The organism is Lentzea albida, assembly GCF_900111005.1.
GTDB lineage: Bacteria > Actinomycetota > Actinomycetes > Mycobacteriales > Pseudonocardiaceae > Lentzea > Lentzea albida.
Map to the genome: position 1 here is coordinate 45,236 of NZ_FOFV01000021.1, position 23,978 is coordinate 69,213.

20 protein-coding genes and 1 pseudogene are annotated in these 23,978 nt (G+C 72.1%); 11 read left to right on the forward strand and 10 right to left on the reverse strand.

Translation table 11 applies throughout. The features are described from left to right. Window positions 1-66 precede the first annotated feature (66 nt). Both BMY74_RS37135 and BMY74_RS37140 read left to right on the forward strand, forming a co-directional pair. Complete coding sequence (locus BMY74_RS37135) at window positions 67-1,320, forward strand: PucR family transcriptional regulator (RefSeq protein WP_245786575.1); 1,254 nt, start codon at window positions 67-69, stop codon at window positions 1,318-1,320. A gap of 53 nt (window positions 1,321-1,373) precedes the next feature. Then, window positions 1,374-3,353: a S9 family peptidase gene (locus BMY74_RS37140; protein WP_218159866.1), complete on the forward strand. Its 1,980-nt coding sequence runs from the start codon at window positions 1,374-1,376 to the stop codon at window positions 3,351-3,353. 104 nt (window positions 3,354-3,457) lie between these two features. On the opposite strand, the gene BMY74_RS37145 is transcribed toward BMY74_RS37140, so the two are convergent. After that, on the reverse strand, window positions 3,458-3,757 hold the full coding sequence (locus BMY74_RS37145; protein ID WP_089924610.1) for a DUF4342 domain-containing protein: 300 nt from the start codon (window positions 3,755-3,757) through the stop codon (window positions 3,458-3,460). A gap of 217 nt (window positions 3,758-3,974) precedes the next feature. Continuing rightward, window positions 3,975-4,565 carry a LysM peptidoglycan-binding domain-containing protein gene (locus BMY74_RS37150; protein ID WP_089924613.1) on the reverse strand — a complete coding sequence of 197 codons (591 nt, stop codon included), beginning with the start codon at window positions 4,563-4,565 and terminating at the stop codon, window positions 3,975-3,977. Between the two features lie 325 nt (window positions 4,566-4,890). On the opposite strand from BMY74_RS37150, the gene BMY74_RS37155 reads away from it, so the two are divergent. Beyond that, window positions 4,891-5,118 carry a DUF2188 domain-containing protein gene (locus BMY74_RS37155; protein WP_089924617.1) on the forward strand — a complete coding sequence of 76 codons (228 nt, stop codon included), beginning with the start codon at window positions 4,891-4,893 and terminating at the stop codon, window positions 5,116-5,118. Between the two features lie 490 nt (window positions 5,119-5,608). Here BMY74_RS37155 and BMY74_RS37160 read toward each other — a convergent pair whose 3' ends face one another. Continuing rightward, window positions 5,609-6,613, reverse strand: coding sequence for a Ppx/GppA family phosphatase (locus BMY74_RS37160; RefSeq protein ID WP_089924619.1), 1,005 nt, complete (start codon window positions 6,611-6,613; stop codon window positions 5,609-5,611). Between the two features lie 196 nt (window positions 6,614-6,809). Between BMY74_RS37160 and BMY74_RS37165 the strand changes: the two genes are divergently transcribed. Next, window positions 6,810-9,419, forward strand: a complete 2,610-nt coding sequence (locus BMY74_RS37165; RefSeq protein WP_089924622.1) for a SpoIIE family protein phosphatase — start codon at window positions 6,810-6,812, stop codon at window positions 9,417-9,419. Window positions 9,420-9,425: 6 nt separating this feature from the next. On the opposite strand, the gene BMY74_RS37170 is transcribed toward BMY74_RS37165, so the two are convergent. Both BMY74_RS37170 and BMY74_RS37175 read right to left on the reverse strand, forming a co-directional pair. Further along, window positions 9,426-10,643 (reverse strand): GAF domain-containing protein, encoded by a 1,218-nt coding sequence (locus BMY74_RS37170; protein ID WP_089924625.1) that lies wholly within the window; start codon window positions 10,641-10,643, stop codon window positions 9,426-9,428. Between the two features lie 108 nt (window positions 10,644-10,751). Then, complete coding sequence (locus BMY74_RS37175) at window positions 10,752-11,894, reverse strand: carboxylate-amine ligase (RefSeq protein WP_089924917.1); 1,143 nt, start codon at window positions 11,892-11,894, stop codon at window positions 10,752-10,754. Window positions 11,895-12,046: 152 nt separating this feature from the next. On the opposite strand from BMY74_RS37175, the pseudogene BMY74_RS37180 reads away from it, so the two are divergent. Both BMY74_RS37180 and BMY74_RS37185 read left to right on the forward strand, forming a co-directional pair. Further along, window positions 12,047-13,522 (forward strand): annotated as a pseudogene (locus BMY74_RS37180) (FAD-dependent monooxygenase). 337 nt (window positions 13,523-13,859) lie between these two features. Beyond that, window positions 13,860-14,645, forward strand: a complete 786-nt coding sequence (locus BMY74_RS37185) for a GAF and ANTAR domain-containing protein (protein ID WP_089924628.1) — start codon at window positions 13,860-13,862, stop codon at window positions 14,643-14,645. A 27-nt stretch (window positions 14,646-14,672) separates the two neighbouring features. Here BMY74_RS37185 and BMY74_RS37190 read toward each other — a convergent pair whose 3' ends face one another. Continuing rightward, complete coding sequence (locus tag BMY74_RS37190; RefSeq protein ID WP_218159867.1) at window positions 14,673-15,662, reverse strand: hypothetical protein; 990 nt, start codon at window positions 15,660-15,662, stop codon at window positions 14,673-14,675. A gap of 65 nt (window positions 15,663-15,727) precedes the next feature. Between BMY74_RS37190 and BMY74_RS37195 the strand changes: the two genes are divergently transcribed. From BMY74_RS37195 to BMY74_RS37215, 5 genes are all read left to right on the forward strand, one after another. After that, window positions 15,728-16,198, forward strand: a complete 471-nt coding sequence (locus tag BMY74_RS37195; RefSeq protein ID WP_089924920.1) for a (2Fe-2S)-binding protein — start codon at window positions 15,728-15,730, stop codon at window positions 16,196-16,198. Continuing rightward, complete coding sequence (locus BMY74_RS37200; protein ID WP_177230111.1) at window positions 16,195-18,222, forward strand: xanthine dehydrogenase family protein molybdopterin-binding subunit; 2,028 nt, start codon at window positions 16,195-16,197, stop codon at window positions 18,220-18,222. The genes BMY74_RS37195 and BMY74_RS37200 overlap by 4 nt, the downstream gene beginning before the upstream one ends. Window positions 18,223-18,248: 26 nt before the next feature. Then, window positions 18,249-18,722 carry a MarR family winged helix-turn-helix transcriptional regulator gene (locus BMY74_RS37205; protein ID WP_245786576.1) on the forward strand — a complete coding sequence of 158 codons (474 nt, stop codon included), beginning with the start codon at window positions 18,249-18,251 and terminating at the stop codon, window positions 18,720-18,722. 371 nt (window positions 18,723-19,093) lie between these two features. After that, window positions 19,094-20,050: a polyphosphate kinase 2 gene (gene ppk2 / locus BMY74_RS37210; protein ID WP_245786577.1), complete on the forward strand. Its 957-nt coding sequence runs from the start codon at window positions 19,094-19,096 to the stop codon at window positions 20,048-20,050. Window positions 20,051-20,120: 70 nt separating this feature from the next. Further along, entirely contained in the window at window positions 20,121-20,738 is a 618-nt protein-coding gene (locus BMY74_RS37215; RefSeq protein ID WP_089924641.1) for a hypothetical protein, read from the forward strand. On the opposite strand, the gene vanX is transcribed toward BMY74_RS37215, so the two are convergent. The 4 genes from vanX to BMY74_RS37235 form a co-directional block, all read right to left on the reverse strand. Next, on the reverse strand, window positions 20,714-21,316 hold the full coding sequence (gene vanX / locus BMY74_RS37220; RefSeq protein ID WP_089924644.1) for a D-Ala-D-Ala dipeptidase VanX: 603 nt from the start codon (window positions 21,314-21,316) through the stop codon (window positions 20,714-20,716). The two genes, BMY74_RS37215 and vanX, sit on opposite strands and share 25 nt — an antisense overlap. Continuing rightward, window positions 21,313-22,311, reverse strand: a complete 999-nt coding sequence (locus BMY74_RS37225) for a D-alanine--D-alanine ligase family protein (protein ID WP_089924647.1) — start codon at window positions 22,309-22,311, stop codon at window positions 21,313-21,315. Before BMY74_RS37225 ends, vanX begins: the two co-directional genes overlap by 4 nt. Continuing rightward, entirely contained in the window at window positions 22,308-23,270 is a 963-nt protein-coding gene (locus tag BMY74_RS37230; protein ID WP_089924650.1) for an NAD(P)-dependent oxidoreductase, read from the reverse strand. The genes BMY74_RS37225 and BMY74_RS37230 overlap by 4 nt, the downstream gene beginning before the upstream one ends. A gap of 68 nt (window positions 23,271-23,338) precedes the next feature. Beyond that, window positions 23,339-23,977: a TetR/AcrR family transcriptional regulator gene (locus BMY74_RS37235; RefSeq protein WP_089924652.1), complete on the reverse strand. Its 639-nt coding sequence runs from the start codon at window positions 23,975-23,977 to the stop codon at window positions 23,339-23,341. Window position 23,978 lies beyond the last annotated feature (1 nt).

Sequence of the window (23,978 nt, forward strand, 5' to 3'; positions counted from 1 at the left end):
ACGACCACCGGTCGCCCTCCTCCCCCGCGAGTGCGAGAGGACCAGCGGCCCCGACACCGTGGTGGGATGATCGCCACGCATCGGCAGAAGGGGAGCGTCGTGAGCGATGCCGATCTCCAGTCCATTGTGGATGAGCTCGCCGAACGCCTCCAGCGGTCCGTGGCGATCGACGACCCGTCGATCCGCCTGATCGCCGCGAGTCGCCACTTCGGCGACGAGGACGCGCTCCGCATCCGGTCGGTGCTGGACCGGGCCATCGAGCCCGCCGTCGTCGAACACCTCTTCGCCCAGGGCATCGCCCGCTGGACCGGTCCCGGCGTCGTCGCGGTCGAGAACGCCCTGCCCCGCCTCTGCGCTCCCGTGCGGTGCAACGGGATGCTGCTCGGCTACCTGTGGCTGATCGACGCCGGCGACGCGTTCACCGAGGCGGAGATCGCCGCGGCGGACGAGGCCGCGGCCACCGCGGGCACCGTGCTGTACCGGCGGTTGCTGCTGCACGAGCGTTCGAAGGCACGTCAGGAGGCCATCCTCCGCGAACTGGTCTCACCGGACGCCGCCGTGCGGGGGCTCGCGATCGCCGACCTGCACGCCGAGCAGCTCTTCGGGGACGACTTCGGCCACTTCACCGTGCTCTCCGTCCAGCGCCGCACGACGGAGGACGCCGCCGCGCACCAGGTCGCGTTCGAAGCCGCGCTGGAAGAAGGTGTCCGCGCGGTCACCGACGACGTCGCGCTCATGGTCGCGAACCGCGCTCGTGGCTGGATCCTGCTCGTCCAGCGGCACCCGCCCGCGAGGGCGCTCGTGGACACGATCGCCGACCGCGTCACCACGAGGCTGCGACGCCTCAGCGACCCCGCCGCCCGCCTCGCGTTCGGGCTCGGCAACACGGTCACGGACCTCAGGTCGGTCGCGCTGTCCTACGAGCACGCGACGCTGGCCGCCCGTGCCGCGCTGCTGCTGCCGGGCACGGGGGACCTCGCCCGCTGGGGCGAGCTGGGACCGTACGAGCTGCTGTTGAAGCTGCCGGCGGACGACCTGCTGACCACCGCGCTCACGCCCGCCGTGGCCGCGCTGGAGCAGGCGGACAACCACGCCGTCCTGATCGGCACGCTGACGACGTTCTTCGACCACGCGGGCAACATCCAGCGGACCGCCGACTCGCTGACCATCCACCGCGCCACGCTGTACCAGCGGCTCAAGCGGATCGAGCAGATCACCGGGTGCAGCCTCGACAACGGCGACGACCGCCTGGTGCTGCACCTCGGCCTCAAGCTGCGCACCCTGGCCGCGGCCTACCGCGGCCAGACCTACCCGAACTGACCGGAAACCCCGGCCGGGAGACGCGCGTCCGCCGGGGGAAGGGAGTGTCCAGGATGGCCTCGTCCAGGGAAACGGCGCACACCGAGCAGGGCGACTTCGTGCTGGGGCACCTGCTCGCCGTGCACGAGCCGGGCTTCGGCAAGCCGTCGAACCTGCGCGAACCGCACGTGACCCGCGACGGCACCCGCACGGTCGTGACCGCCGACGTCCTGGACGGCCTGCGAGGAAGGCCGCGCACCGCGCTCTACACCGCCACCGACGGCCGCTTCCGGCAGGTCTCGGCGCTCGGCGGCTCGGCGCGCTCCGGCCGGTTCTCCCCGGACGGGCGCACGCTGGCGTTCCTCGCGGACCGGGCCGTGCCCGGCGTGTTCCAGCTGCACCTGCGCGCCGACGGTGACCTCGGCGAGGCGGAGCCCGCGCCGGCCGTGCCCGGCACCGTCGAGTACCTGCACTGGTCCCCCGACGGCCGCCGGGTCCTGCTCGGCGTGGCGGGACTCGGCGCCGAACTCTCCGGCGGCCAGGGTTCCGGCACCAACCACGCCGCCGACCGGGCCGAGCCCTGGTTCCCGCACGTCGAGGACGAGGTGGGCGACGAGGCGTGGCGGAGCCTGTGGGTGTACACCCCGGCGACCGGCGTGCTGCACCGGCTGTCGCCGGAGGGCCTCAACTGCTGGGAGGCGGGTTGGAGCGGACCGGACCGCGTCGCGGCCATCAGTTCCACGGCCCCCGGCGAGGACGACTGGTACGACGCGGCCCTCACCCTGATCGACCTCGGCGGCGGCGTGCGGACCCTGCTGACGAGCGAGGTCCAGCTCGGTCTCCCGGCCGGCTCCCCCGACGGCCGGGTCGTCGCGGTCGTGGAGGCGGTGTGCAGCGACCGCTGGCTCGTCGCGGGCGACCTGCTGCTGCTCGACGTCGAGTCCGGCGAGACGCGCCGCATCGACACCCGCGGCGTCGACGTCACCCGCCTCGACTGGATCGACGACGTGCGGCTCGGTTACCTCGGGCAACGCCACCTGAACTCGGTCGCCGGGGTGCTCGACACCACGAGCGGCGGCGTGTCCGAGGTCTTCGACACGCCCGTCGCCTGCGGCGGGAGCACGGGCATGCACACCGACGGCGCCTTCACCGCGGACGGCCGCGTGTGCACGGTCCACGACTCCTACCGGCTCCCGCCGCAGCTGGTGCTGTCGGGCGAGGGCGGCGACCGGGTGCTCGCCTCCACGTCCCACCCCGGTACCGACCACCTGCTCTCGGTCGCCGGCACCTCCGCACCGGTGAGCTGGCGCGCGCCGGACGGCCTGGAGATCGAGGGAATCCTGTGCACCCCGGACGGCGACGGGCCGTTCCCGCTCGTCGTGAACATCCACGGCGGCCCGATCTGGCAGTTCCGCGACATGTGGTCGATGCGCTCCCAGTGGGTCCCGCTGCTGGTCGCGCGCGGCTACGCGGTGCTCAACCCGAACCCGCGCGGCAGTTCCGGCCGCGGCCAGGCCTTCGCCGGCATGGTCGCCGGTGACATGGGCGGCGCGGACACCCACGACATCCTGTCCGCGATCGACGCGCTGGTCGACCGCGGTGTCGCGGACCCCACCAGGATCGGCCTGATCGGCGGGAGCTACGGCGGTTTCATGTCGTCTTGGCTCGTCACGCAGGACGACAGGTTCGCCGCGGCCGTGCCGGTCGCCCCGGTGACCGACTGGCGCAGCCAGAACCTCACGAGCAACATCGCCGCCTGGGGCGCCCGCTTCCTCAGCCCGAGCCCGGACGACCGCGAGGCCCGCACCCTCGACCGCAGCCCGGTGGTGCACGCGGGCAAGGCACGCACCCCGTGCCTCAACGTGGCGGGCGCCCTGGACAACTGCACACCGCCCGGGCAGGCCCTGGAGTTCCACCGCGCCCTGCGCGCGAACGGCGTGCCGTCGGCGCTGGTCGTCTACCCGCAGGAGGGACACGGCGTGCGCGGCTACCCCGCGCAGATCGACTTCCTCACGAGGGTGCTGGCGTGGTTCGAACGCCACATGCCCGCCTGAGCCGCCGCGGGCGCGACAACACCTCCCGCAGACGAACGGCAGCGGCGGCACCGAAGTGCCGCCGCTGCCGCCGATCCCCCGCCGCGATCAAGCGCGGCCCCCGGTCACACCCGCTCGGCCTCGACCGTCGTCGCAGGCTGGTCGCCGGGCGCGGCGGGCTGCTCGCGGTTCTCGAGCGTGATCCCGCACTTGCCGACGAGCGCGACACCGGCACCGATCGTCGTGGCCACCGGAGCGGCCAGCGCCGCGACCAGCCCGATCGCGACCGGCACCTCCAGCACCACGTCGTCCTTGCTGTCGCGCACGACGACGCGACGGTTGATGCCCTCGCTGACCAGCCCGCGAACGGCGTCGACCACCGAGTCGACGGCGGTGCGGGCGGTCTCGGACCTGGATTCAGTCATTGCTCTCCTCGTACTGCGGATCTCCCCTGACAGACTCCAGCCTGCCCGTGTCCGGGCGCCCTGCCATCAGGGTTTCCCCCTGACCTCCACCTGAGATGTCCCCCGGTCGTCTCAGCAGGACGAGGTTCCGGGGCCGCACGTCTCGCCGACACCTCGGGCGCGAGACCCCGCTGAGGTCCCGCGCCCGAAGCCCTGCGGCACTACCCGCCGACCGGCGTCACTTCGTCGCGATCTTGTCGCCCGGCCTGATCAGGTCGGGGTTCGTCAGGAACTTGGCGTTCTTCGCCACCAGGGCCTGCCAGCCGCCCTCGATCCGCAGCTCCTCGGCGATGCGGCTGAGCGTGTCGCCGTCCTTCACCGTGTAGTCGCCGTCGGGGTTGCTGGTGGACGGCGCGGCCGCCGGTGCCACGGGAACCGCGCGCGGCACGGCTCGGCCGGAGACCGGCCGCTGCCCCTGGCGGACCGGCTGCGGGGCACCTGCGGAGGCACGCCGCCCGCACGTCCCCCAGGCCCCGATCCCCTGCGTGCGCAACACGTTCTCGGCGACTCGGATCTGTTCCTCGCGGGAGGCCTGGTCGGCCCGGCCCGCCCCGCCGTTGGCCTGCCAGGTCGACTGGCTGAACTGGAGTCCGCCGTAGTAGCCGTTGCCCGTGTTGGTGGACCAGTTGTTGCCGCTCTCGCACTGCGCGATCCGATCCCAGTCGACCGGCGCCGAGGCGGAGGCGGTGCCCGCCGCGGTGGCGAAGGCCGTCGCGGAGACGGCGACGAGAACGGCACGACCGGCGAAGTTGCCACGAAGATGACGCATGTCCCTTTTCGCACACCGCCTCGCTCTCGCCTGCAGCAGCGCCTGTCCGGCGGGGGCTTTCGTCCGTGACGTGGACAGGGCGCGCCGCTGGACAGGTGAGCGGGCGGCATGCCCTGGTGGTGCAGCGGCCTGACGACCGCAGGCTGGACCGTAAGGACGCTCCGGCGGATCCGCACGACCGGAGGCGGGCAAGATCACCCGATGGGTGCCGATCACGTGCGCGGCGTTTCAGCGGCGCACCGCGAACCGACGACCGGGTGTCGAAGATCTTGATCGTGGGCACCCTCCCCGCGTCACCACGATCCCCACCGGCGAGGAGGCCGCGATGAAGGGCGATGTCGAGACCTACCACGAGAACGGGACCTGGAAGAACAAGGTCGAAGGCAACTCCCAGGCGTCGAGCACGCACGACACCAAGGACGAGGCGAGCGCCAAGGGCCGCGAGATGGCCGCCGAACACGGTGTCGAGCACATCATCCGCAAGCAGGACGGCACGATCGGTGAGCGGAACACGTACCCGCGCGAGCGCGACCCGCGCAACATCCCGGGCTGAGCGGAACGGGTGCGGGGGAGGCGACTCCCCCGCACCGCAGCGGGACCGGCAGGGCACGCCCGATCACCGCGACGCCGAAGGCGAGCCGTGTGATCGGTGCGAAGCCGAAGGCGAGCCGTCCTGAGCAAAGAGGTACCGGCGGTGGGGTCCCATCACGAGTCGCGCCACAGCTCTTGCTGCATGCGAGGAGAGGTGTCAAGCGGACACGCTTTTCGTCCGCTTGACACCCCTCCTCGCATGTGGCTCGCTCCTGGTGCGGCTTGGGATGGGACCCCACCGCCACCGCAACCAAACTACGAAACAGGCAGCCGCTCTACGCAACAGGCGTGCCATCTACCTGCCCACAGCGCTAACCCCCTGATCAGATTGCCGGGGTCTGGGGCAGAGCCCCAGGGGAAGCACGCACCAGAAACAGGCCGCACGCAAAACAACCACCCGCACAAGCCGCGCCCGCACAAACAGCCCACCCTCACAACAACAAGCCCCACCCTCACCGCTGATGCAACTGGGTAACCGTCCCCTCCTCAGGCATGCGCACCAACGGCTGCAAAGGCAACTCCCCAGCACTGTCCACTGTGGTCTCCAAGTGCCGCAACATGATCCCCTCACGCAACGCCCAAGGACAAACCCGCAGCCGCTCCACCCCAATGGCGCTCATAGTGGCGTGCGCGACCACAGCACCGGCAAGGATCTGCCGAGCACGCGACTGCGAAACCCCGCGCAACCGCCCCCGCTGCGCCGCGGACATCGCAGCCAGCCGCGGGATCCAGCAGCGGACGTCGTCGGTGGTGAGGTGGCGCGGGACGAACGGGCCCTCGCGCTGCGGTGGCGCGCCCGCGAGCCGGGCGAGTTGCTTGAACGTCTTCGACGTGGCGACGACCCGGCGCGGCACGCTCTCCCACCGCAGCCGGTCCACCACCTCTCCCAGCGTCTCGCGCACGTGCCGGCGCAACGCCTTCAGCTCCCCGCGCCGGGGCGGGTCGTGGTGGAGGAACGCCCTCGTCAACCGGCCCGCGCCGAGCGGCAGCGACAGCGCGAGCTCGGGATCGGCGTCCCGTCCGAGTGCGATCTCCATCGACCCGCCGCCGATGTCCAGCACCAGCAACCGGCCGACGGACCACCCGTACCAGCGGTGCGCGGCGAGGTAGGTGAGGCGCGCCTCGTGTTCGCCCGACAGGAACTGCGGGCGCAGGCCCACCTCGGCCTCGATGCGGTCGACGATCTCGTCGCGGTTGGCCGCGTCGCGCACGGCCGAGGTCGCGAACGGGTACAGCTGGTCCACTCCGTGCCGGTAGGCGGCGGCCGCCGCGCCGCCCACGGCCCTGACCACCCGCTCGACCCCGGCCGGGCTGATCGACCCGTCCGGCTCGATCTCCTCGCCGAGAAGCGTCGGCTCCTTCACCGAGTGGGCGGGCAGGGGCGGCGCACCAGGGCGCACGTCGACGACCTGCAGCTGTGCGGAGTTCGACCCGATGTCCAGCACACCAAGACGCATGCGCTGCGCATACCCACGGCCGGGCGTCTCAACCGGCGGAGGGCTTGGAACCAGCCTCTCCGGGGTAATGACAGTGCAGCCGTACGATGCGGCTGACGCGCGTCGAGCAGCCGGCGCCGTGGCCTCCGGTCCGACGAACGAGGGAGCACCGCGGTATGGCTCAGAACTCCGGGAGCCGTGCTGGAGGCGGTGCGAGATGAACGAACCGGAACCCGGACTCGTGGACGACCTGCCGCTGGTCGTCTGGCGCGGCGACGCGGACAGCCGTGCCGTCACGTTCATGTCGGGCTCAGTCGAGCGCGTGCTCGGCCACCCGAGGCAGCGGTGGCTCGACCCCGGCTTCTGGACCGGCATCACCCACCCCGACGACCGCGAGGAGAGCGAGCGGCTGCGCTGGACCTCGGACGCCGACTACGAGTCGGTCTACCGGGTCCGCACGGCCGGCGGCGCCCTCGTGTGGCTGACGGAGACGGCACGGGTGCACGGCGCGTTGCGCAGCGGCGTGCTGATCGACGTGACGGCCCGGCGCGCCGCGGAGGAACGGCAGCGGTTCCTCGACGTGCTCGACCGCGAGTCGCAGCGGCTCGACGACGCGGAGGAGCTGATGGCGCTGGCCACCCGGTTGCTCGGTGAGCACATGGGTGTCGACAGGTGCGCTTATGCCCGCACGGAGGCCGACGAGGACCACTTCGTCATGAGCGGCGACCACGCCACGGGCCTGCCGCCGCTGCCCGGCCGGTTCGCGATGCGGGAGTTCGGCAACGGCGCGCTGGCGGCCATGCGCGCGGGCGAGCCGTGGGTGGTGGACGACGCCCTGCACGACCCGCGGCTCGACGCCGAGGACCACGCGGCCTACCGGGTGACGGGCATCCGCGCGGTGATCTGCCTGCCCCTGTTCCGCGCCGGCCGGTTCGTCGCGGCCATGGCGGTGCACCAGGCGACCCCGCGGCACTGGACCCCCGACGAGGTCGACCTGGTGTCGGTCGTGGTGAACCGCTGCTGGGAGTCGATGCAGCGGGTGCACGCCGACAGGGCGTTGCGCGACAGCGAGGAGCGCCTGCGCCTGCTCGTCGACCGCGCCACGGACGCGATCTGGCTGCTGGACCACGACCTGCGGTTCGTGGCCGCGAACCCGGCCACGGGCCACCTGCTCGGCTACCGCTCCGACGAGCTGATCGGCACCCCGATCGCCGACCTGCTGGTGGGCGGTCTGCCCGAGGACCTCTCGGTCTCCCAGGTCGTCGCGATGCGCCACGCCGACGGCACGGAGATCGCCCTGGAGCTCAGCGTCCAGTCGACGCCGACCGGCCTGCAGGCGATCGGCAGGGACGTCACCGAACGCCAGCGCGTCGAGGCCGAACGCGAGCTGCGGCTGCAGCGCGAGCACGAGATCGCGGCCGCGCTGCAGGAGAGCCTGCTGCCCCGCGAGCTCCCGGCCCTGCCCCGCCTCGCCACCGCCGCGCGCTACCTGCCGGCCGCCGAGCACTCCCAGATCGGCGGCGACTGGTACGAGGTGGTGCTGATCGGCAAGACCCGCGTCGCCCTCACGGTCGGCGACGTCGTCGGCAAGGGCCCCACCGCGGCCGCCGTGATGGGCCAGCTGCGCAGCGCGCTGACGAGCTACCTGCTCGACGGCCACTCCCCCGCGGAGTCGTTGCGGCGGCTCGACGCCTTCGCGGCGCGCGTGCACGGCGCGGCCGGCAGCACCTGCGCGTGCCTGGTGTTCGACTGGGACGACGGCGAGCTGTGCTGGGCGTCCGCCGGCCACCCGCCGCCCGTGGTCGTCGACGAGTCGGGCGCCCGCCTGCTGACGACCGCGACCGGGCCCGTGCTGGGCGCGGGAGGACGGGTGCCGCCCGGCCAGCACACGGCCGCCTTCCCACCCGGCGCCTCGGTCCTGCTCTACACCGATGGCCTCGTCGAACGCCGCGACGAGGTGCTCGACGACGGGCTGCGCAGGCTGACCGCCACGGCGGAGGGCACCTCCGACTTCGACCCGGCCTCCCTCACCCGGCGCGTCATCGACACGATGCTCGCGGACGGCCAGTCCGACGACGTGGCGCTCGTCGTGGCACGGCACCTGCCTCCCCCGCTGCGGGTGCGGCTCCCCGCCACGGCCGACCAGCTGGCACCGCTGCGCCGGGCCGCGACGGGCTGGGCCAGGCTCGCCGGGCTGTCGGAGGACGCCTCCTACGACCTGGAGCTCGCGCTCGGCGAGGCCGCCTCGAACGTCGTGGACCACGCCTACCCGGACGGGGCCGGCACGTTCGACGTGACGCTCGAGAGCACCGGCGTCGGCGTGCGGGTGACCGTGACCGACCAGGGCCGGTGGCGGCCGCCCCCGGAGGACAAGGGGCACCGCGGTCGCGGTCTGAGCATGATCCGCGCCGTCTCCGACGAGAACGACCTGCAGGCGGGCGAGGACGGCACCACCATCCGCTTCCACGTGCCCGCCTCGCCCGACACCCGCACCGAGCCCGCGTCGCCGCGACCGGCGGACGTCGCGAGTGGACTGTCCGAACGCGAGCACGCGCACCGGCAGGTGATCCTGCTGTCCGGCGACCTCGACGTCTCCACTGTGGACGACCTGCGCCCGCCACTGCTGGAACGGGTCCGCGCGCGGGACGACAAGCCCGTCGAGGTCGACCTCACGGGTGTCGGCTACCTGAGCAGCTCCGGCATCGCGTTGCTGTTGCAGGCGATCGTGTGCGCCAGGGAACACGGCCGGGCGCTGTCCCTGGTGGCGACCGGCGCTCCGGCGCGGGCGCTCGACCTGTCGGGGCTCACGCACACGACCGGGCGCTGACCCGGATCAGCGGTTCAGGTACGCGCCCAGCCCGCCGAGCTCCTCGCCCGCGATGAAGACCGACCGCACGTGGATGAGGGCCTCCTCGACGTGGACGGCGCAGCCCCAGGCCGAGTCGCCCCACGAGTCGGCGACCTTGATCTCGGCCGGCTCGGCGCACCCGGCCCTGCCGCCCAGCTGGCACAGTTCGGGATGCGGAGACCGCGCCTGCTCGGCCGCCGCGGTGCGCATCTGCGCGGCGAGCTCCGCGGCGGCGTCGGCACGGCGCTCGGCTTCGGCGCGCAGTTCCCGTTCCGCCTCCACGGCCAGGGCGAGCGCCTCCCGTGCGGCTTCCGCCCGCGCGTCGGCGGCCTGGCGCGCGACCTCGAGGTGGTGGCGCTCGATGGCCAGCGCCGCGGTGCCCGCGAAGAGCCGGATCAGCGCGAGGTCGGTGTCCTGCGGGACGCGGGCGGTTCGGTGGTACATGGCGAACGTGCCCAGCAGGCCGCCGTCGCGCGCGAGGATCGGCGTGGACCAGCAGGCGCCGAGACCGGCCCGCTGCGCCAGGTCGCGGAAGTCGTCCCAGAACGGGTCGGTGCCGATGTCGGTGACGATCACCGGTTCCCGGCGGTGGGCCGCCGTTCCGCAGGAGCCGACCCCTTCGCCGGTGGCGATCCCGTCGATGGCCTCGTTGTAGAAGGCGGGCAGGCTCGGCGCGGCGCCGTGCCGCAGGTGACGCCCGTCGGGGTCGGCGAGCAGCACCGACACCAGCAGTTCCTCCGGTGCCAGTTCCTCGATGCACCGGGCCATCCCGTCGAGGACCTCTGACAGCGGTGCCTGCCGGGCGATCTGCTCCAGCAGCGCGCGGTGCTCGGCCGTCAGCCGCTGGGCGTGCTTGACCTGGGTGGTCTCCACGCCGATCACCTGCACGCCGAGCAGGTCCCTGGCGGCCGTGCGGCGCGGCTCGCAGGTGAGGTCGAAGAACGCCTCGCGCTCGTGCGGGCCCGAGCCCCGCACGACCCGCACGTCCCGGCGGGTGCGGGTCTCACCGCTGCGGTAGGTCTCGTCGAGCAGGGCCGTGAAACCGTGCTCGCGCTCCTCACCGAAGGCGGCCAGGAAGGCCGGACTGGCCGCCTCCACCGCGTGCTCCGGTCCGGTGAAAGTCGCGAAAACAGCCGAGGACTGGCCGAACAGGGTCCTCAGGTCATCGTCAGGAGTCTGCTCCTGCACGCCGAACGCGCTCATGGCCACCTTCTTGCCATGCGTCGCAGGCGCGCTGTTTGGCCTCGGACGCTGTTCCTGTGCTCGCTCCCCGGCGAGTACAAGACATGGTACGCAACGGGAACGCGGGTCTCAGCAGGCAGTGGTCTCCTGTGGATCGGCGCGGTCCGCGTTGTCGACGTCGAGCAGGCCCAGCAACGACTCCACCCGGCCGCCCCGGAACGCCCGGCGCTGCCGTTCGGCGCCACCGCCCTCGCCGTCGAGCAGCCGCAGACCTCGTTGCACCGCAGGCAGATCACCGTTCGCCTCGAACACCGGGGTCAGCCGCCGCACCAGGTCGTCCAGCTGCTCGCGCACCGGCCGGGGCTCGCCCTTGAGCACGTCGAGGACGGTGCCGCGCGGTCCCTCGTTGGCCGCGCTCCAGCAGGCCTGCCGCAACGTCTCCTGGGGAACCGGCTCGGCGTGCACACCGCGCTCGACGTCCACGACCGCCTGCGCCACGAGTGCCCGGACGAGCGCCGCCAGCAGGGCCGCCTCGTCCACGGTCGCCGCGACGTCCGAGACCCGCACCTCCACGGTCGGCAGCTCGGTGGCCGGTCGCACGTCCCAGTAGACCATCGCCCTGTCCAGCGCCGTGCCGGCCGTGATCATGGTGTCGCAGAGTTCCTCGTAGTGCTCCCACGAGTCGAAGACCGGCGGTGGCCCGGAAACCGGCCAGCGCGACCACACGGTCGAACGCCAGCTCGCGAAGCCGGTGTCCTCACCACCGGCGAACGGCGAGTTGGCGGTCACGGCGGCCAGCACGGGCAGCCACGGCCGCACGTGGTTGCACACCTGCACCGCGGTCTCGCGGTCGGGCACCTCGACGTGGACGTGGCACCCGCAGATCAGCTGTTGTTCCGCCAGGGCACCGAATTCGCGGGCGATCCGCCGGTACCGCAGGCTGTCGGTGACCTCTCCGGTCGCCTCGCCCAGCGGAGGCGCCCCGACGGCGATGGCCCGGCACCCCGCGGCGCGCGCGGCCCTCGCCACCTTGCGGCGCAGCTCCAGCAGTTCACCACGAGCCTGGTCGACGTCGCGGCAGATCGTCGTGTTGATCTCCACCTGCGCCCCGGTCAGCTCGTGCTCCAGTTCGAGCCCGAGCTGTTCCCGCGCGATGGCAACGACTTCGTCCGCCAGGTTCACCGGAGCGCCGGTCTGCGGATCCACGAGGAGGAACTCCTCCTCCACACCGACCGTCGGACTCCACCGGTCCTTCGATGGCGTTGTTGCCACGTCTCACCGTCCTGCAGCTAGGGGAACCGCCGAATACCCGTTCGGGCGAAACGGAAACACCGTCCGCCACCCGACGTATATCGCTTGCGGCCCTTCGGAGGACCTCCCCACACTGGGCGGCCGACATCGGGGACCGAGGACGAGGTGGTTCGTTGTTCGACGTGGTGATCGCCGGGTGCGGGCCGACCGGCGCGGTGCTGGCGGCCGAGCTCAGGCTGCACGGCGTGCGGGTGCTCGTGCTGGAGGCGGAGACCGGACCCGTGCCGTCGTTCGCCAGGGTGGTGAGCCTGCACGTCCGCAGTCTCGAGATCCTGGCGATGCGCGGACTGCTCGACCGCTTCCTCGAACGCGGCAGGCGGCGTCCGGTCGGCGGTGTGTTCGCCGCCATCCCGAAACCGGCACCGCCGGGTCTCGAGTCCGCCGTCCTGCTGGGCATCCCGCAGCCGGTCGCCAACGGCCTGTTCGAGGACCACGCGGCCGAACTGGGCGCGCAGGTCCGCCGCGGCGCCGCCGTGACCGGTCTGGAACAGGACGACGAGGGCGTCACCGTCGTGATCTCCACCGGGGAACGGCTGCGGTCGCGGTACGTCGTCGGCTGCGACGGCGCGCGCAGCACCGTGCGCAAACTGCTCGGCGTCGGCTTCCCCGGCGAGCCTTCGCGCAACGACACGTTGATGGGCGAGATGGAGGCCACCGCGCCACCGGAGGAGATCGCCGCCGCGGTGGCCGAAGTCCAGCGGACGGTCCGGGTGTTCACCTTCGGGCCGTTCGGCGAGGGCGTCTACCGCGTCATCGTCCCCGCGACAGGAGTCAGGGAGCACCGCGCGGCACCGCCGCCCACTCTCGCCGACTTCTCGGGGGCGTTGCGCGCCGTCGCCGGAACCGACTTCGGCGTGCACTCGCCGCGCTGGCTCTCCCGCTTCGGCGACGCCACCCGGCTCGCCGAGCGCTACCGGGCCGGACGGGTGCTGCTGGCCGGTGACGCGGCGCACATCCACCCGCCCGCCGGCGGCCAGGGCCTGAACCTCGGCCTGCAGGACGCGGTCAACCTCGGCTAGAAGCTCGCGGCGGAGATCCGCGGCTGGGCGCCGGGAACGCTGCTCGACACCTACGAGGCCGAACGCCGTCCCGTCGCCGAGGACGTGCTGGACAACACCCGCGCCCAGGTGCTGCTCGCCTCCCCCGAGGCGGGCCCGCGCGCCGTCCGCCGGCTGCTCACCGAGTTGATGGACTTCGACGGGGTGAACCGGCACCTGATCGAGAAGATCACCGCGATCGGCGTCCGCTACGACTTCGGCGAGGGCCCGGACCTGCTCGGCCGCCGGCTGCCCGACGCCGCCCTCGGGCAGGGCCGCCTGTACGACCGGCTCCACCGCGGCCGCGGCCTGGTGCTCGACCGCACCGGGTCGCTGTCCGCCGGGGAGTGGTCGGACCGGGTCGACCTCGTCGCCGACCCGGCCGCGGAGGTGGACGCCCCCGCGCTCCTGCTGCGCCCCGACGGCCACGTCGCCTGGATCGGCGAGGACCAGCGGGACCTGGACGACCACCTGACTCGCTGGTTCGGCGCGCGGACGTGGGCGGCCGGCTCGCGCGAGGAACGTGGTGGGCTGGCACACGCGGATCGGTGAGGTCGGTGTTTCCGAGGTGCACATCGACACTCGCGTCCGGCGGTCGCGACCCGGACGGTTCCACTCCGGCTCACCGGCTCACGCCGGGCGGTGTGAGTTCTGCCTCGCCTGGGTACTGAGAGATCGCCGAACACGCGCGTGTGTTCGCACGGAGGACCTCCCTCGGGTGGTCCGGCCGGCGTCGGCACCGGGTTGTTGAGACATCGCAGCGGCCCGGCGCCGGCGTCGGTTCCTGCGCGGGATCCGACCGCGCTTTGCGGGTGGCCGTACGATCTGCTGCACGTGCGTCGAGCAGCCGGCGCCGTGGACTCCACAGCTGACGAAGGGGCACCGCGGCATGGCCGACTACGTGCAGGCAGGATCCGTGAGACCGGTCGACGAGGACCGCCCGGACGCGGTGGCACGCCTGGACGAGACCACCGAGGCGTTGACGGAGCTGCACGAGGCGTTCACCGGCGAGGAGTCGATCGAGGACGCGCTGCAGCGGGTCGCGCACACCGCGTCGAGGGCCGTGCCCGACGCCGACGTGGTGACCGTGTCCGTGGTCACGGACGAAAAGACATACACGGTGGCGGCGACGGACGAGACGCTCGTCGTCCTCGACCAGACGCAATACGACGCCGGCCGCGGGCCGTGCCTCGAGTCGGCGCACGAACTCACCCCGGTGCGCGCGGTGATCGGTGAGCACCGCGAGCAGTGGCCTGAGTTCGAAGCCGCGGCGGAGGCCGCCGGTGTCCGCGCCCACCTGTCGGTACCGGTCGTGCTGCCCGCGTCGAACAACGCCGAGGCGCGGCACATCGGCACGCTCAACATCTACAGCTACAGCGCCAAGGCCTTCGACCCGTTCGACGAAGGCCTCATGCGGCTCTTCACCACGGCGGCGTCCGCCACGATCACCAACGCGCAGCGGTGGAAGCGTTCGCAGCGCCAGGTCGAGAACCTCGAGCGGGCGCTCGAGTCGCGTGCCGTCATCGAGCAGGCCAAGGGAGTCCTGATGGCGGTGCACACGTGCAGCGCGGACGACGCGTTCGACATGCTCGTGGAGCAGTCGCAGCGCGCGAACACGAAGCTCCGCGACGTCGCCGCGAAGCTGCTCGCCTCGGCGACGCGTTCCTCGGGGTGAGGCGGCGCGGGCGGTGACCCGCGCCGGTCACGACCGTCCCACGCGAGCCAGCCTCAGCCCCGCCCAGATCAGCACGGCGAGCACTCCCACCAGCAGGTACTCGATCAACGGGATCCGCACCACCTCGTCGATCCTGCCGAGCCCGCGCCAGGAGTAGACCGCGAGCGCGGCCACCACGAACGTGCCGCCGATCCACCACCGCGTGGTGGTGCTCAGACCGACGCCGTGCATCTGGGTGAGCACGAAGATCGCGACGAACCCGAAGAAGAACATCGGCCACATGCCGTTCGGCCCGGAGTTCATCACGGCGACGAGCGTGCCGTGCACCGCCACGAGCAGTTCGAGGGTCAGCGTCCACCAGCGGTTCGTGTGGGATGTCGTGAACATCAGACTGCTCTGCACGAGCAGCAGGAACATGTAGAAGAACCCGATGAGGTGGCCACTCGAGGACTCCATCGGGTGGTACCAGAACGTGTAGATCGCGGCCCAGCTGAACAGGTAGCCGTGGTAGCGGCGCGCGAAGTCGACGACCTGCGCGGAGATCGGCGCGGACCAGGTCAGGACCAGGCCGCGGCGGCGGTTCTCCATCAGCAGGACGACGACCAGCAGCAGGACCACCGAGCCCTGCGAGCTGAAGATCGACACGTCCTGGGCCAGGCCGTCGTAGAAGAGCTGGGTCTGCAGGGCGTGCAGCGCGATGAACCCGCCGTTCGCGGCGAGCGCCACGACGTTGAGGCGGTGCAGGCCGGTGGTGTAGCGCCGGATCCGCGTCTGGGCGTAGTAGATCAGGCCCCACGACACGAGCTGGTGCGCGGCGTAGCCCACCCAGGCGGACGCCCTGGTCCAGAAGGTGGGGTCCGGCAGCTTCCAGTAGTACCAGGAGGCCCCCTGATCGGGCAGCAGCACTACGCCGTGCAGCCGCTGACCCAGCAGCCAGACCAGGCCGGTGAGCAGCGCGCTCGCGACCACACCCCAGACGACCACGCCGTGACGGGACCGCCTCAGTTCGTTCAGCATGCTGAGCATTATGCACGGTTCGTCGTGATACGTTCAGCGCACTGAACAAATCAGGAGGCATTGCGGTGGCCCGATATCTGTTGCGCGTCAACGGTGAACGGCACGAGGTCGACGTCGAGGGCGACACTCCCCTGCTGTGGGTGTTGCGCGACGAACTGGGGCTGACGGGGGTCAAGTACGGGTGCGGGGTCGGCCTGTGCGGCGCCTGCACGTCCCATGTGGACGGTCAGGCCGCACGCCCCTGCGTGCGTACGGCGGCCGACGGCGCGAAGACCCCGATCACGACGATCGAGGGGTTGTCCCGCGACGGGAACCACCCGGTGCAGCGGGCGTGGCGGGAGCTCGACGTGGCGCAGTGCGGCTACTGCCAGCCCGGCCAGGTCATGGCCGCGGCGGCGCTGCTCGCCCGCGACCCGGACCCCGACGACGCGGCGATCGAGGAGGCCCTGCGGGACAACGTGTGCCGGTGCGGCACCTATCCCCGCATCCGCGCGGCCGTGCGCCGGGCGAGCCGGATCATGAGGGAGGAACGGTGATCAGCAGGCGGACGTTGCTGCGCGGCGCGGGGATCGGAGCGCTGGTGGTCGCGGTGCCGGTGCCCGCGCTCGCCGCCGAGGGGTTCGTGCCGAACGTCTTCGTGCGGATGGACGCCGCGGGCCGGATCACGGCGACCGTGCCGCGTCCGGACACCGGCCAGGGCGTGCGCACGGTGGTCGCGCTGATGGTCGCCGAGGAGCTGGCCGTGGATCCCGGCGACGTCGCCCTGGAGCAGGCGCACGGCGACACCGAACGCTTCGGCGCGCAGGGCGTGGCCAACTCGACCTCGGTGCGGCAGCTCTCCACCCCGATCCGCACCGCCGCCGCGACCGCGCGCTGCCTGCTCGTGACGGCCGCCGCGGAGCGTTGGCGCGTGCCGGTCGCCGAGTGCACGGCGCGCGACGGCGCCGTCCACCACCCGCGCCGGGGACGGGCTCCCTACCGTTCGCTCGTGCGCGCCGCGGCCGCACTCGACCCCGCCACCGTGCCCGTCGAGCTCACCCCGCAGGACCGGTGGCGGCTGCTCGGCAAGACCCGCGGCGGACGAGTGGACGCCCGCGCGATCACGACCGGCCGCACGAGGTACGGCATCGACTCGCGACCGCCCGGCGGTCTGGTCGCGGTCGTCGCGCGGCCGCCGTGGATCGGCGCGGTGCCCGACACGATCGACGACGCGGCCACCCGTGCGCTGCCCGGAGTCGTCGACGTGCTGCCGCTGATCGCGCCCGCCGAGGGGCAGGGCGGTGTGGCGGTGATCGCGAGGTCGACCCACCAGGCGTTGCGCGGACGCGACGCGTTGCGGGTCACGTGGCGTGGCGGCACCCCCACCGCGGACAGCCGCGCCTGGCTCGCGGACCTGAGGGCGGCGTTGCCCGCGCAGAGCCCCGTCGACGGGCTGCAACGGGTGTTCGAGATGCCGTTGCTCGCGCACGCGCCGATGGAACCGATGAACGCCACCGCGCACGTCCGTCCAGATGGCGTGACCATCTGGGCTCCGACGCAGGACCCCGGTTCGCTGCGCACCCAGCTGGCCCGCCAGCTCGGCCTGCCCGCCAGCTCTGTGCGGGTGGAGACGACGGCGTCCGGCGGCGCGTTCGGGCGGCGCATCGAGCCCGACCCCGTGCTGGAGGCCGTGGCGTGCTCGCGGAGGGCCGGAGCGCCCGTGCAGGTGCTGTGGACCCGCGCCGACGACATGCGCAACGACTCCTACCGGCCGATGTCGGTGCACCGGCTGTCCGCGGAGATCGGTCCGGATGGTCTGCCCATCCGGAGGGCGCACGAGGTCGTCACCTGGCCGTTGACGGTCCTGCCGATCTTCTCGAACCCGGCCCTGATCAAGGCGAGCGGCGACCACTTCCCCTACTCCGTGCCCGGCGACGTCACGGTCGCGGTACGACCCGCTCCCCTGCGCACCGGGTTCTGGCGGTCCGTCTACGCGGGGCAGTTCGTGTACGCCGAGGAGAACTTCCTCAGCGAGATCGGCAGGCGGTCCGGCCTGGACCAGGTCGCGTTGCGCAGGTCCCTGCTGCCCGCGGGCTCGCGGCTGCACCAGGTGCTCGACAAAGTCGCCGAGCGCGCCCGGTGGAGCAGGCCACCGGCTCCCGGCACGGCCCGCGGCGTGGCCTGCCTGGAGGAGTACGGATCCGCGATCGCGGTGATCGCCGTCGCCGAGCCGTCGTCCCGCCGGGTGCTGCGCGTGCACGCGGCCGTGGACGTGGGCGTGGCGCTGCACCCGTCCGGCGTCCGCGCCCAGGTGGAGGGGTGCGTGGTCGACGCGCTGTCAACGGTGCTCGGCGCGCAGATCACCGTCCGGGAAGGACAGGTCGCGCAGTCCTCGTTCGGCGACTACCGGTGGGCGCGCATCGGCCAGACCCCGGACGTCGACGTGACGATCGTGCCGTCGACCGCCCCGCTCGGCGGCCTGGGCGAGCTGGCCTACCCGCCCGCGGCCGCGGCCATCGCGGCGGCGATCAGCGGCGACACGCCGGTGACCGGCATGCCCTTCGGTGCCGACGTGGGGTGACGGGGTGGGTCTGGGATGATGGGACCGTGGCCGAGGGAGACGAGCTGGCGGTGGCCGACCGCCCGGACCAGGTGGGCGCGGACGTCGCCTCCTGGCCCACGGGCAGGCTCCTCTCGGTCGCGGCCCGCGTCGTCGAGAAGCGCTTCGAGGACTTCCTGGCGACCCGCGGCCTCACCCACGCCGGCATGATCACCCTGCACCACCTGGCAGAGGGCCCGCGCTCGCAACGGGAACTGGCCGTGCTCAGCCGCGTCACCGACCAGACCATGAGCCGCACGATCGAGCACCTCGACCGCGGCGGCCACGTCGTGCGCAGCCAGGACCCCAAGGACCGCAGGCGCACCTCGGTGAAGATCACCCCGGCGGGCCGCCGCGCCCTCGCCGCCGCCCGCCGCGAGGAGCGCGAGTCCGACACGCTGCTGGGCGCCGTGGAGGACTACGACCACTTCCGGCGGCAGCTGATCGCGCTGATCGCGGCGGCGACGTCCACACGGGACTGATCGGACGGCGCCCCGGTCCGGCGGGAGCGTGCGGTGTGGTGGTGGCTGGGGGGTGAATGAGCGTCGTCGGCGGGGTTCAGTCGGGTTCGGCAAGACCCAGCGGGGTTCGGTGCTGTTCAGCGAGGCCCGGCGCCTTTCGGTGAGGCCCGGCGGGTTTCGGCGAGGCCCGGCGCGTTTCGGCGACAACGGGATCGACGGCGCGACGCCCGCCCGCGAGTTCGGATGACAGCTCGCCGCCGATGCCGTCGGGGCAGGGCCGGGAACGGCACGACAGAGCCCGGCGGACCTGCCCGCGCCGGCCGCGCCGCGGCCTCGCGTTCGGCGTAGTTTTCGGTCTCGTTACGTCGGGTATGTACGTTTTCGTGACCGACGTGACTGTTGACCCCGCGGACCTCTTAGTCGAGGGCTACACGGCGGAGTTCCCCGACGCCGACGAGCCCGTTCTCCGTGACGCCGACGGCCGCGAAGTGCTGACGTGGCAGGAGAACTACCCCTTCACCGAACGGATGGCGCGGCCCGAGTACGAGCGGCTCAAGCGGTTGCTGCAGATCGAGTTGCTCAAGCTGCAGCACTGGGTCGCCGAGACCGGGCAGCGGATCGTGATCCTCTTCGAGGGCCGGGACGCCGCCGGCAAGGGCGGCACCATCAAGCGGTTCACCGAGAACCTCGACCCCCGCGGCGCGCGCACGGTGGCGCTCGACAAGCCCACCGAGCGGGAGCGCGGCGAGTGGTACTTCCAGCGCTACGTCCGCGAGTTGCCGACGGCCGGGGAGATCGTGCTGTTCGACCGGTCCTGGTACAACCGGGCCGTGGTCGAGCACGTCATGGGCTACTGCACGCAGGCCGAGTACGACCTGTTCATGAAGCAGGCCCCGCAGTTCGAGCGCATGCTCGTCGAGGACGGCGTGCTGCTGGTGAAGCTGTGGTTCTCCGTGTCCCGCAACGAACAGCGCACCCGGTTCGTCATCCGGCAGATCGACCCGGTGCGCCAGTGGAAGCTCAGCCCCAACGACATCAAGTCGCTCGACCGCTGGGACGACTACACCGAGGCCAAGGTCGCGATGCTGCGTTCCACGGACACGGAGATCGCGCCGTGGACGGTCGTCAAGAGCAACGACAAGAAGCGAGCCCGCATCGAGGCCATGCGCAGTGTTCTGGCACGCTTCGACTACGACGACAAGGATCCCGACGTGGTCGGCACGCCGGACGTGCGCGTCGTCGGTGCCGCCGCCACGCTGCTCGAGGACGGTGAGGACGACACCGCGCTCAGCCCCACCCCCATCGCCCCGAGCGCCGAACCGGGACCGGGCCTGCACCCGGCGCCGTAGGGCGAGCCCCACCACGACGACTCCGGTCCGCCCCAGTGATCATCACGGCGATCACCGGTTGACTGCCCGCATGACCTCACCCCTGTCCCGGCGCACCGCCCTGCGCGGTGCCGCCCTCGCCGCCGCCGCGAGTGCGGTCGCCGTGCCCGCCCACGCCGCCGAAACGACCGCGAACCACCACTCGTTCACAGTGCGCGACAACAGGGGCAGGCAACGGCTGCTCGCAGACACGCGGCGGCCCCCGATCCTCATCGGCGGCAAGGTGATCCCCGCCGAGCAGCGCCAGGGACCTGAGCACGGCACGTACCTCGTCTTCAACGACGAGAACGGCTCCGAACGCGGCGGCATCGTCGCGGGCGCGTCGGAGGCCAGCCTCTCGCTGGACTACGCCAACGCGCAGGCGCTCACCCTCGCCACCCGCTGGCAGGGCGAGCACGGCGCGACCGCCCTGTTCTTCAAGCAGATGCCCGACCCGAGCCTGCCCGTCGAGCAGACGCCGCCGACGCCCACGAGGGTCGAGCTGGTCTGGTCGACGGCGGACGGCGCGGTGCTCGCGTTGAACGACTCGAAGGGCAGGCCGCGCATCGTGATCTCGGTGGACGCGCAGGACGTGCCGGGCATCCGCGTGCTCGACGAGCAGGGCAACGTCGTCTCCGACCTCGTTCAGGCGACCGGGAAGTCGAAGTAGGTGTCCGGGTACGGCTCGTCGACCAACGTGTAGTGCCACCACTCGCTGTCGTAGCGCTGGAACCCGCACGCCTCCATGATCGAGCAAAGGTGCTGCCGGTTCGCCGTCTCCGCCTCGCCGATCCCGGCGGCGCCGTGGTGCGAGAGCGGGTCCATCAGGTCGTGGCCGCCGCCCATCGGCACGAGCTCGTCAGTCGCCGAACAGTAGAGCGTGAGGTCGACGGTGCTGCCGCGGCTGTGCCCGGACCTGGCCGCCACGTACCCCAGTGAGAACATCTCGGCCCTGCTGATGCGCGGGTGGAACCGGGCCTTGGTCCGGGCGTCGTCGGGTTCCGCGGCCCAGCGCACGAAGCGGTCGACGGCGCGTTGCGGGCGGTAGCCGTCCCACAGCAGCAGGCCGAAGCCGAGCGACTCGGCCTTCTCCTGCGCCATTTCGAGGGCGTTCACCAGCGCGCGAGTGCCGGCGACGCGGTTGACCAGGTAGCCGTCGACGGGCTTGCCGGTGAAGTTGTCCCACGTGGCGTACTTGGCGTCCCAGCGGATCCCCGGCACGTCCACGAACGCGAAGTCGGCGTTCACCTGAGCTTTCCCGTCAGCGCCAACGACACCAGCCGGTCGATCACGTCGGCCAAGCGCAGCCCGGCGGCCGCCATCATCCTCGGGTAGCGGCTGTACGAGGTGAGGCCCGGCATGGTGTTCACCTCGTTCAGCACCACTTCCCCCCGCGGTGTCAGGAACAGGTCGACCCGCGCCAGGCCCGAGCACCCCAGCGCGCGGTAGACGGTCTTCGCGGTCTCCCGGACGAGGTCGCGCGACTCCGCCGGGATGTCCGCGGGCACGACGAAGGCCGAGTTCTCCGAACCGGTCTCGGGCGTCGCCTCCTGGTGGATCCGGAAGAACCCGTGGGTCAGCGCGACCCTGTCCAGCTCGCCGACGACGAGGTCGTCACCGTTGCCGAGCACCGCACAGCCGATCTCGCTGCCCACCACGGCTTCCTCGACCAGGACCTTCAAGTCGTACTGGCGGGCCACCTCCAGGGCGACGCCGAGCTCGTGCTCCGCGGACACCTTCGTCACGCCGAACGACGACCCCGACCGGGCCGGTTTCACGAAGACCGGGTACGCCGGGTCCGCGGGGACCTCGGTCCAGAAGTTCGGTGTCGCGACCCCGGCACCGCGCGCGACGACGTAGGTGAGTGCCTTGTCCATGCACAGCGCCGAGCTCTGCACGTCGCAACCGATGTACGGGATGCCGCACAGCTCCAGCAGTCCCTGCACCGCGCCGTCCTCGCCCAGCCTGCCGTGCAGGACCGGGAACACGACGTCCAGCTCGACCACCTCGAACCGGCCGCCGTCCAGGACGAGCAGCCCCTCCGGCGACAGCACGACCGGGCGGCCGTCCCCGGCGTCGGGCCCCGTGCACAGCCTCCAGTCGCCGCCGCGGGTGATCTTGATCCAGTACAGGTCGTACCTCGTGGTGTCGAGGTGCCGCGCGACCTCCCGCGCGGACTTCACCGACACGGGATGTTCCTCGAACGCCCCGCCGAAGATGATCCCGATCCTCACCTCGGTCATGCCGTCCCCCGGTTCTCGAAGCTCAAGCAGTCGATGAGCGTGTTCTCGACGACGTCGCTCAGCGCGTGGTCGGTGTAGTAGGCGGTGTGCGGGCTGACGACCACGTTCGGCATCTCCTGCAGCCGCCGCACCGGTTCGTCGTCGAATTTCCTTGCGCGGCAGTCGGTGTAGAAGATCCCTTCTTCACCTTCGAGCACGTCCAGCGCCGCACCGCCGAGCCTGCCGCCCTCCAGCGCCTCGACCAGCGCCGAGGTGTCGACGAGCGCACCACGACCGGTGTTGACGACGACCGCACCGCTCTTCATCGACCCGATGCGGGCGCGGTCGAGGAGGTGGTGCGTTCCCGAGTTCAACGGCGTGTGCAGCGTGACGACGTCGCTGACCCGCAGCAGTTCGTCCAGCGGTACGTGGTCCGCCGAGTCGCGCGGCCGGCTGTCGAACGCCAGCACGCCGCACCCGAAGCCGCGCAACCGGTCCAGGACCGCGACGCCGATCCGCCCGGTCCCGACCACGCCGATCGTCAGGTCGCGCAGCTCCCTGCCGCGCACCGGGTTCAGCCGGTAGTCGTACCGGTCGGCCCTCCGCAGCAACGACTTCATGCCGCGCACGGCCATGAGGATCAACATGACGGTGTAGTCGGCGACGCCGTCCGGCGAGTAGGCCGTGGTGCCGACGGTGATGCCGAGGCTCTCGGCGCACTCGACGTCGACGTGGTCGAAGCCCGCGCTGCGGGTCGAGAGGTACCGCACGCCGACCTGGCTGAGCCCGACGAGCGCCGAAGCGGTCACAGGGGTCCGGTGGCCGACGCTGACGCACCGGTTCCCGGACGCCAGGCCGACGTTCGCCTCGGACACCGCCGCGCCGGTGATCGTCGGCGTCACCCCGCAGCGGGGCGCCCTGTCCCGGAACAGCGCGGCCTCGTCCTGCCCGCACCCGTAGATCGTGATGCCTGTTGCCATGCGCCCAGTCAAGGGAACACGGCGTTGCCGTCGCGTATCCGCTTTCGGATACGCGAACGACAGGGCTCCTACTCGGCGACGGTGACCATGAGGCCGACCGCCTCGGGCAGCTCGGCCCGCAGCCGCGCCACGGTCTCGGCGTTGCCCGAGAGGTGGTGCAACAGAGCGCGCTGGAAGATGCCGTCGAGCGTCACGTAGATCATGGACGCCGAGGCCGCGGGCGTGCCGCCGAGCAGTTCGGCGTAGCGGTGGACCACGCGCCACACCATGGCCTCGCGGTGGCCGTCGATCTCCAGCACGGCGGCGCGGAACGACGCGTCGAACAGGCTCTGGTTGCGCAGGTCGTACCAGAGGCGGTGCAGCGTCGCGTCCTGTTCCAGGGTCTCGAAGAACATCGCGACGAACTCGTCGCGCAGCTGCTCGGCGGACTTCGCGCGGGCCACGACCTCGTCGTAGCGCGTCACGCAGACCACCTCGTACTGGCGGACCGCCTCGGTGATCAGGTCGCGCTTGTCCTCGAAGTAGTAGTGCAGGACGCCGTGGGAGAACTCGGAGTTCTGCGCGATCTCCCGCAGGCTCGTCCGCGCGTACCCGAGCTCGGCCAGCGTGTGCAGCGTCGCCACGGCGAGCTCGGTCCGCCGGGCGTCGAACTTGTCGACCTGCCGGCGGGCGATGCGGTCCTGCTTGCGCGAAGCGACTTCTGTCACG

Excerpts from the sequence above, each read along its gene's own strand:
- BMY74_RS37135 (WP_245786575.1), top strand. The coding sequence starts at position 67 with ATGATCGCCACGCATCGGCAGAAGGGGAGCGTCGTGAGCGATGCCGAT.
- BMY74_RS37140 (WP_218159866.1), top strand. The coding sequence starts at position 1,374 with ATGGCCTCGTCCAGGGAAACGGCGCACACCGAGCAGGGCGACTTCGTG.
- BMY74_RS37145 (WP_089924610.1), bottom strand. The coding sequence starts at position 3,757 with ATGACTGAATCCAGGTCCGAGACCGCCCGCACCGCCGTCGACTCGGTG.
- BMY74_RS37150 (WP_089924613.1), bottom strand. The coding sequence starts at position 4,565 with ATGCGTCATCTTCGTGGCAACTTCGCCGGTCGTGCCGTTCTCGTCGCC.
- BMY74_RS37155 (WP_089924617.1), top strand. The coding sequence starts at position 4,891 with ATGAAGGGCGATGTCGAGACCTACCACGAGAACGGGACCTGGAAGAAC.
- BMY74_RS37160 (WP_089924619.1), bottom strand. The coding sequence starts at position 6,613 with ATGCGTCTTGGTGTGCTGGACATCGGGTCGAACTCCGCACAGCTGCAG.
- BMY74_RS37165 (WP_089924622.1), top strand. The coding sequence starts at position 6,810 with ATGAACGAACCGGAACCCGGACTCGTGGACGACCTGCCGCTGGTCGTC.
- BMY74_RS37170 (WP_089924625.1), bottom strand. The coding sequence starts at position 10,643 with ATGAGCGCGTTCGGCGTGCAGGAGCAGACTCCTGACGATGACCTGAGG.
- BMY74_RS37185 (WP_089924628.1), top strand. The coding sequence starts at position 13,860 with ATGGCCGACTACGTGCAGGCAGGATCCGTGAGACCGGTCGACGAGGAC.
- BMY74_RS37190 (WP_218159867.1), bottom strand. The coding sequence starts at position 15,662 with ATGCTGAACGAACTGAGGCGGTCCCGTCACGGCGTGGTCGTCTGGGGT.
- BMY74_RS37215 (WP_089924641.1), top strand. The coding sequence starts at position 20,121 with ATGACCTCACCCCTGTCCCGGCGCACCGCCCTGCGCGGTGCCGCCCTC.
- BMY74_RS37225 (WP_089924647.1), bottom strand. The coding sequence starts at position 22,311 with ATGACCGAGGTGAGGATCGGGATCATCTTCGGCGGGGCGTTCGAGGAA.
- BMY74_RS37230 (WP_089924650.1), bottom strand. The coding sequence starts at position 23,270 with ATGGCAACAGGCATCACGATCTACGGGTGCGGGCAGGACGAGGCCGCG.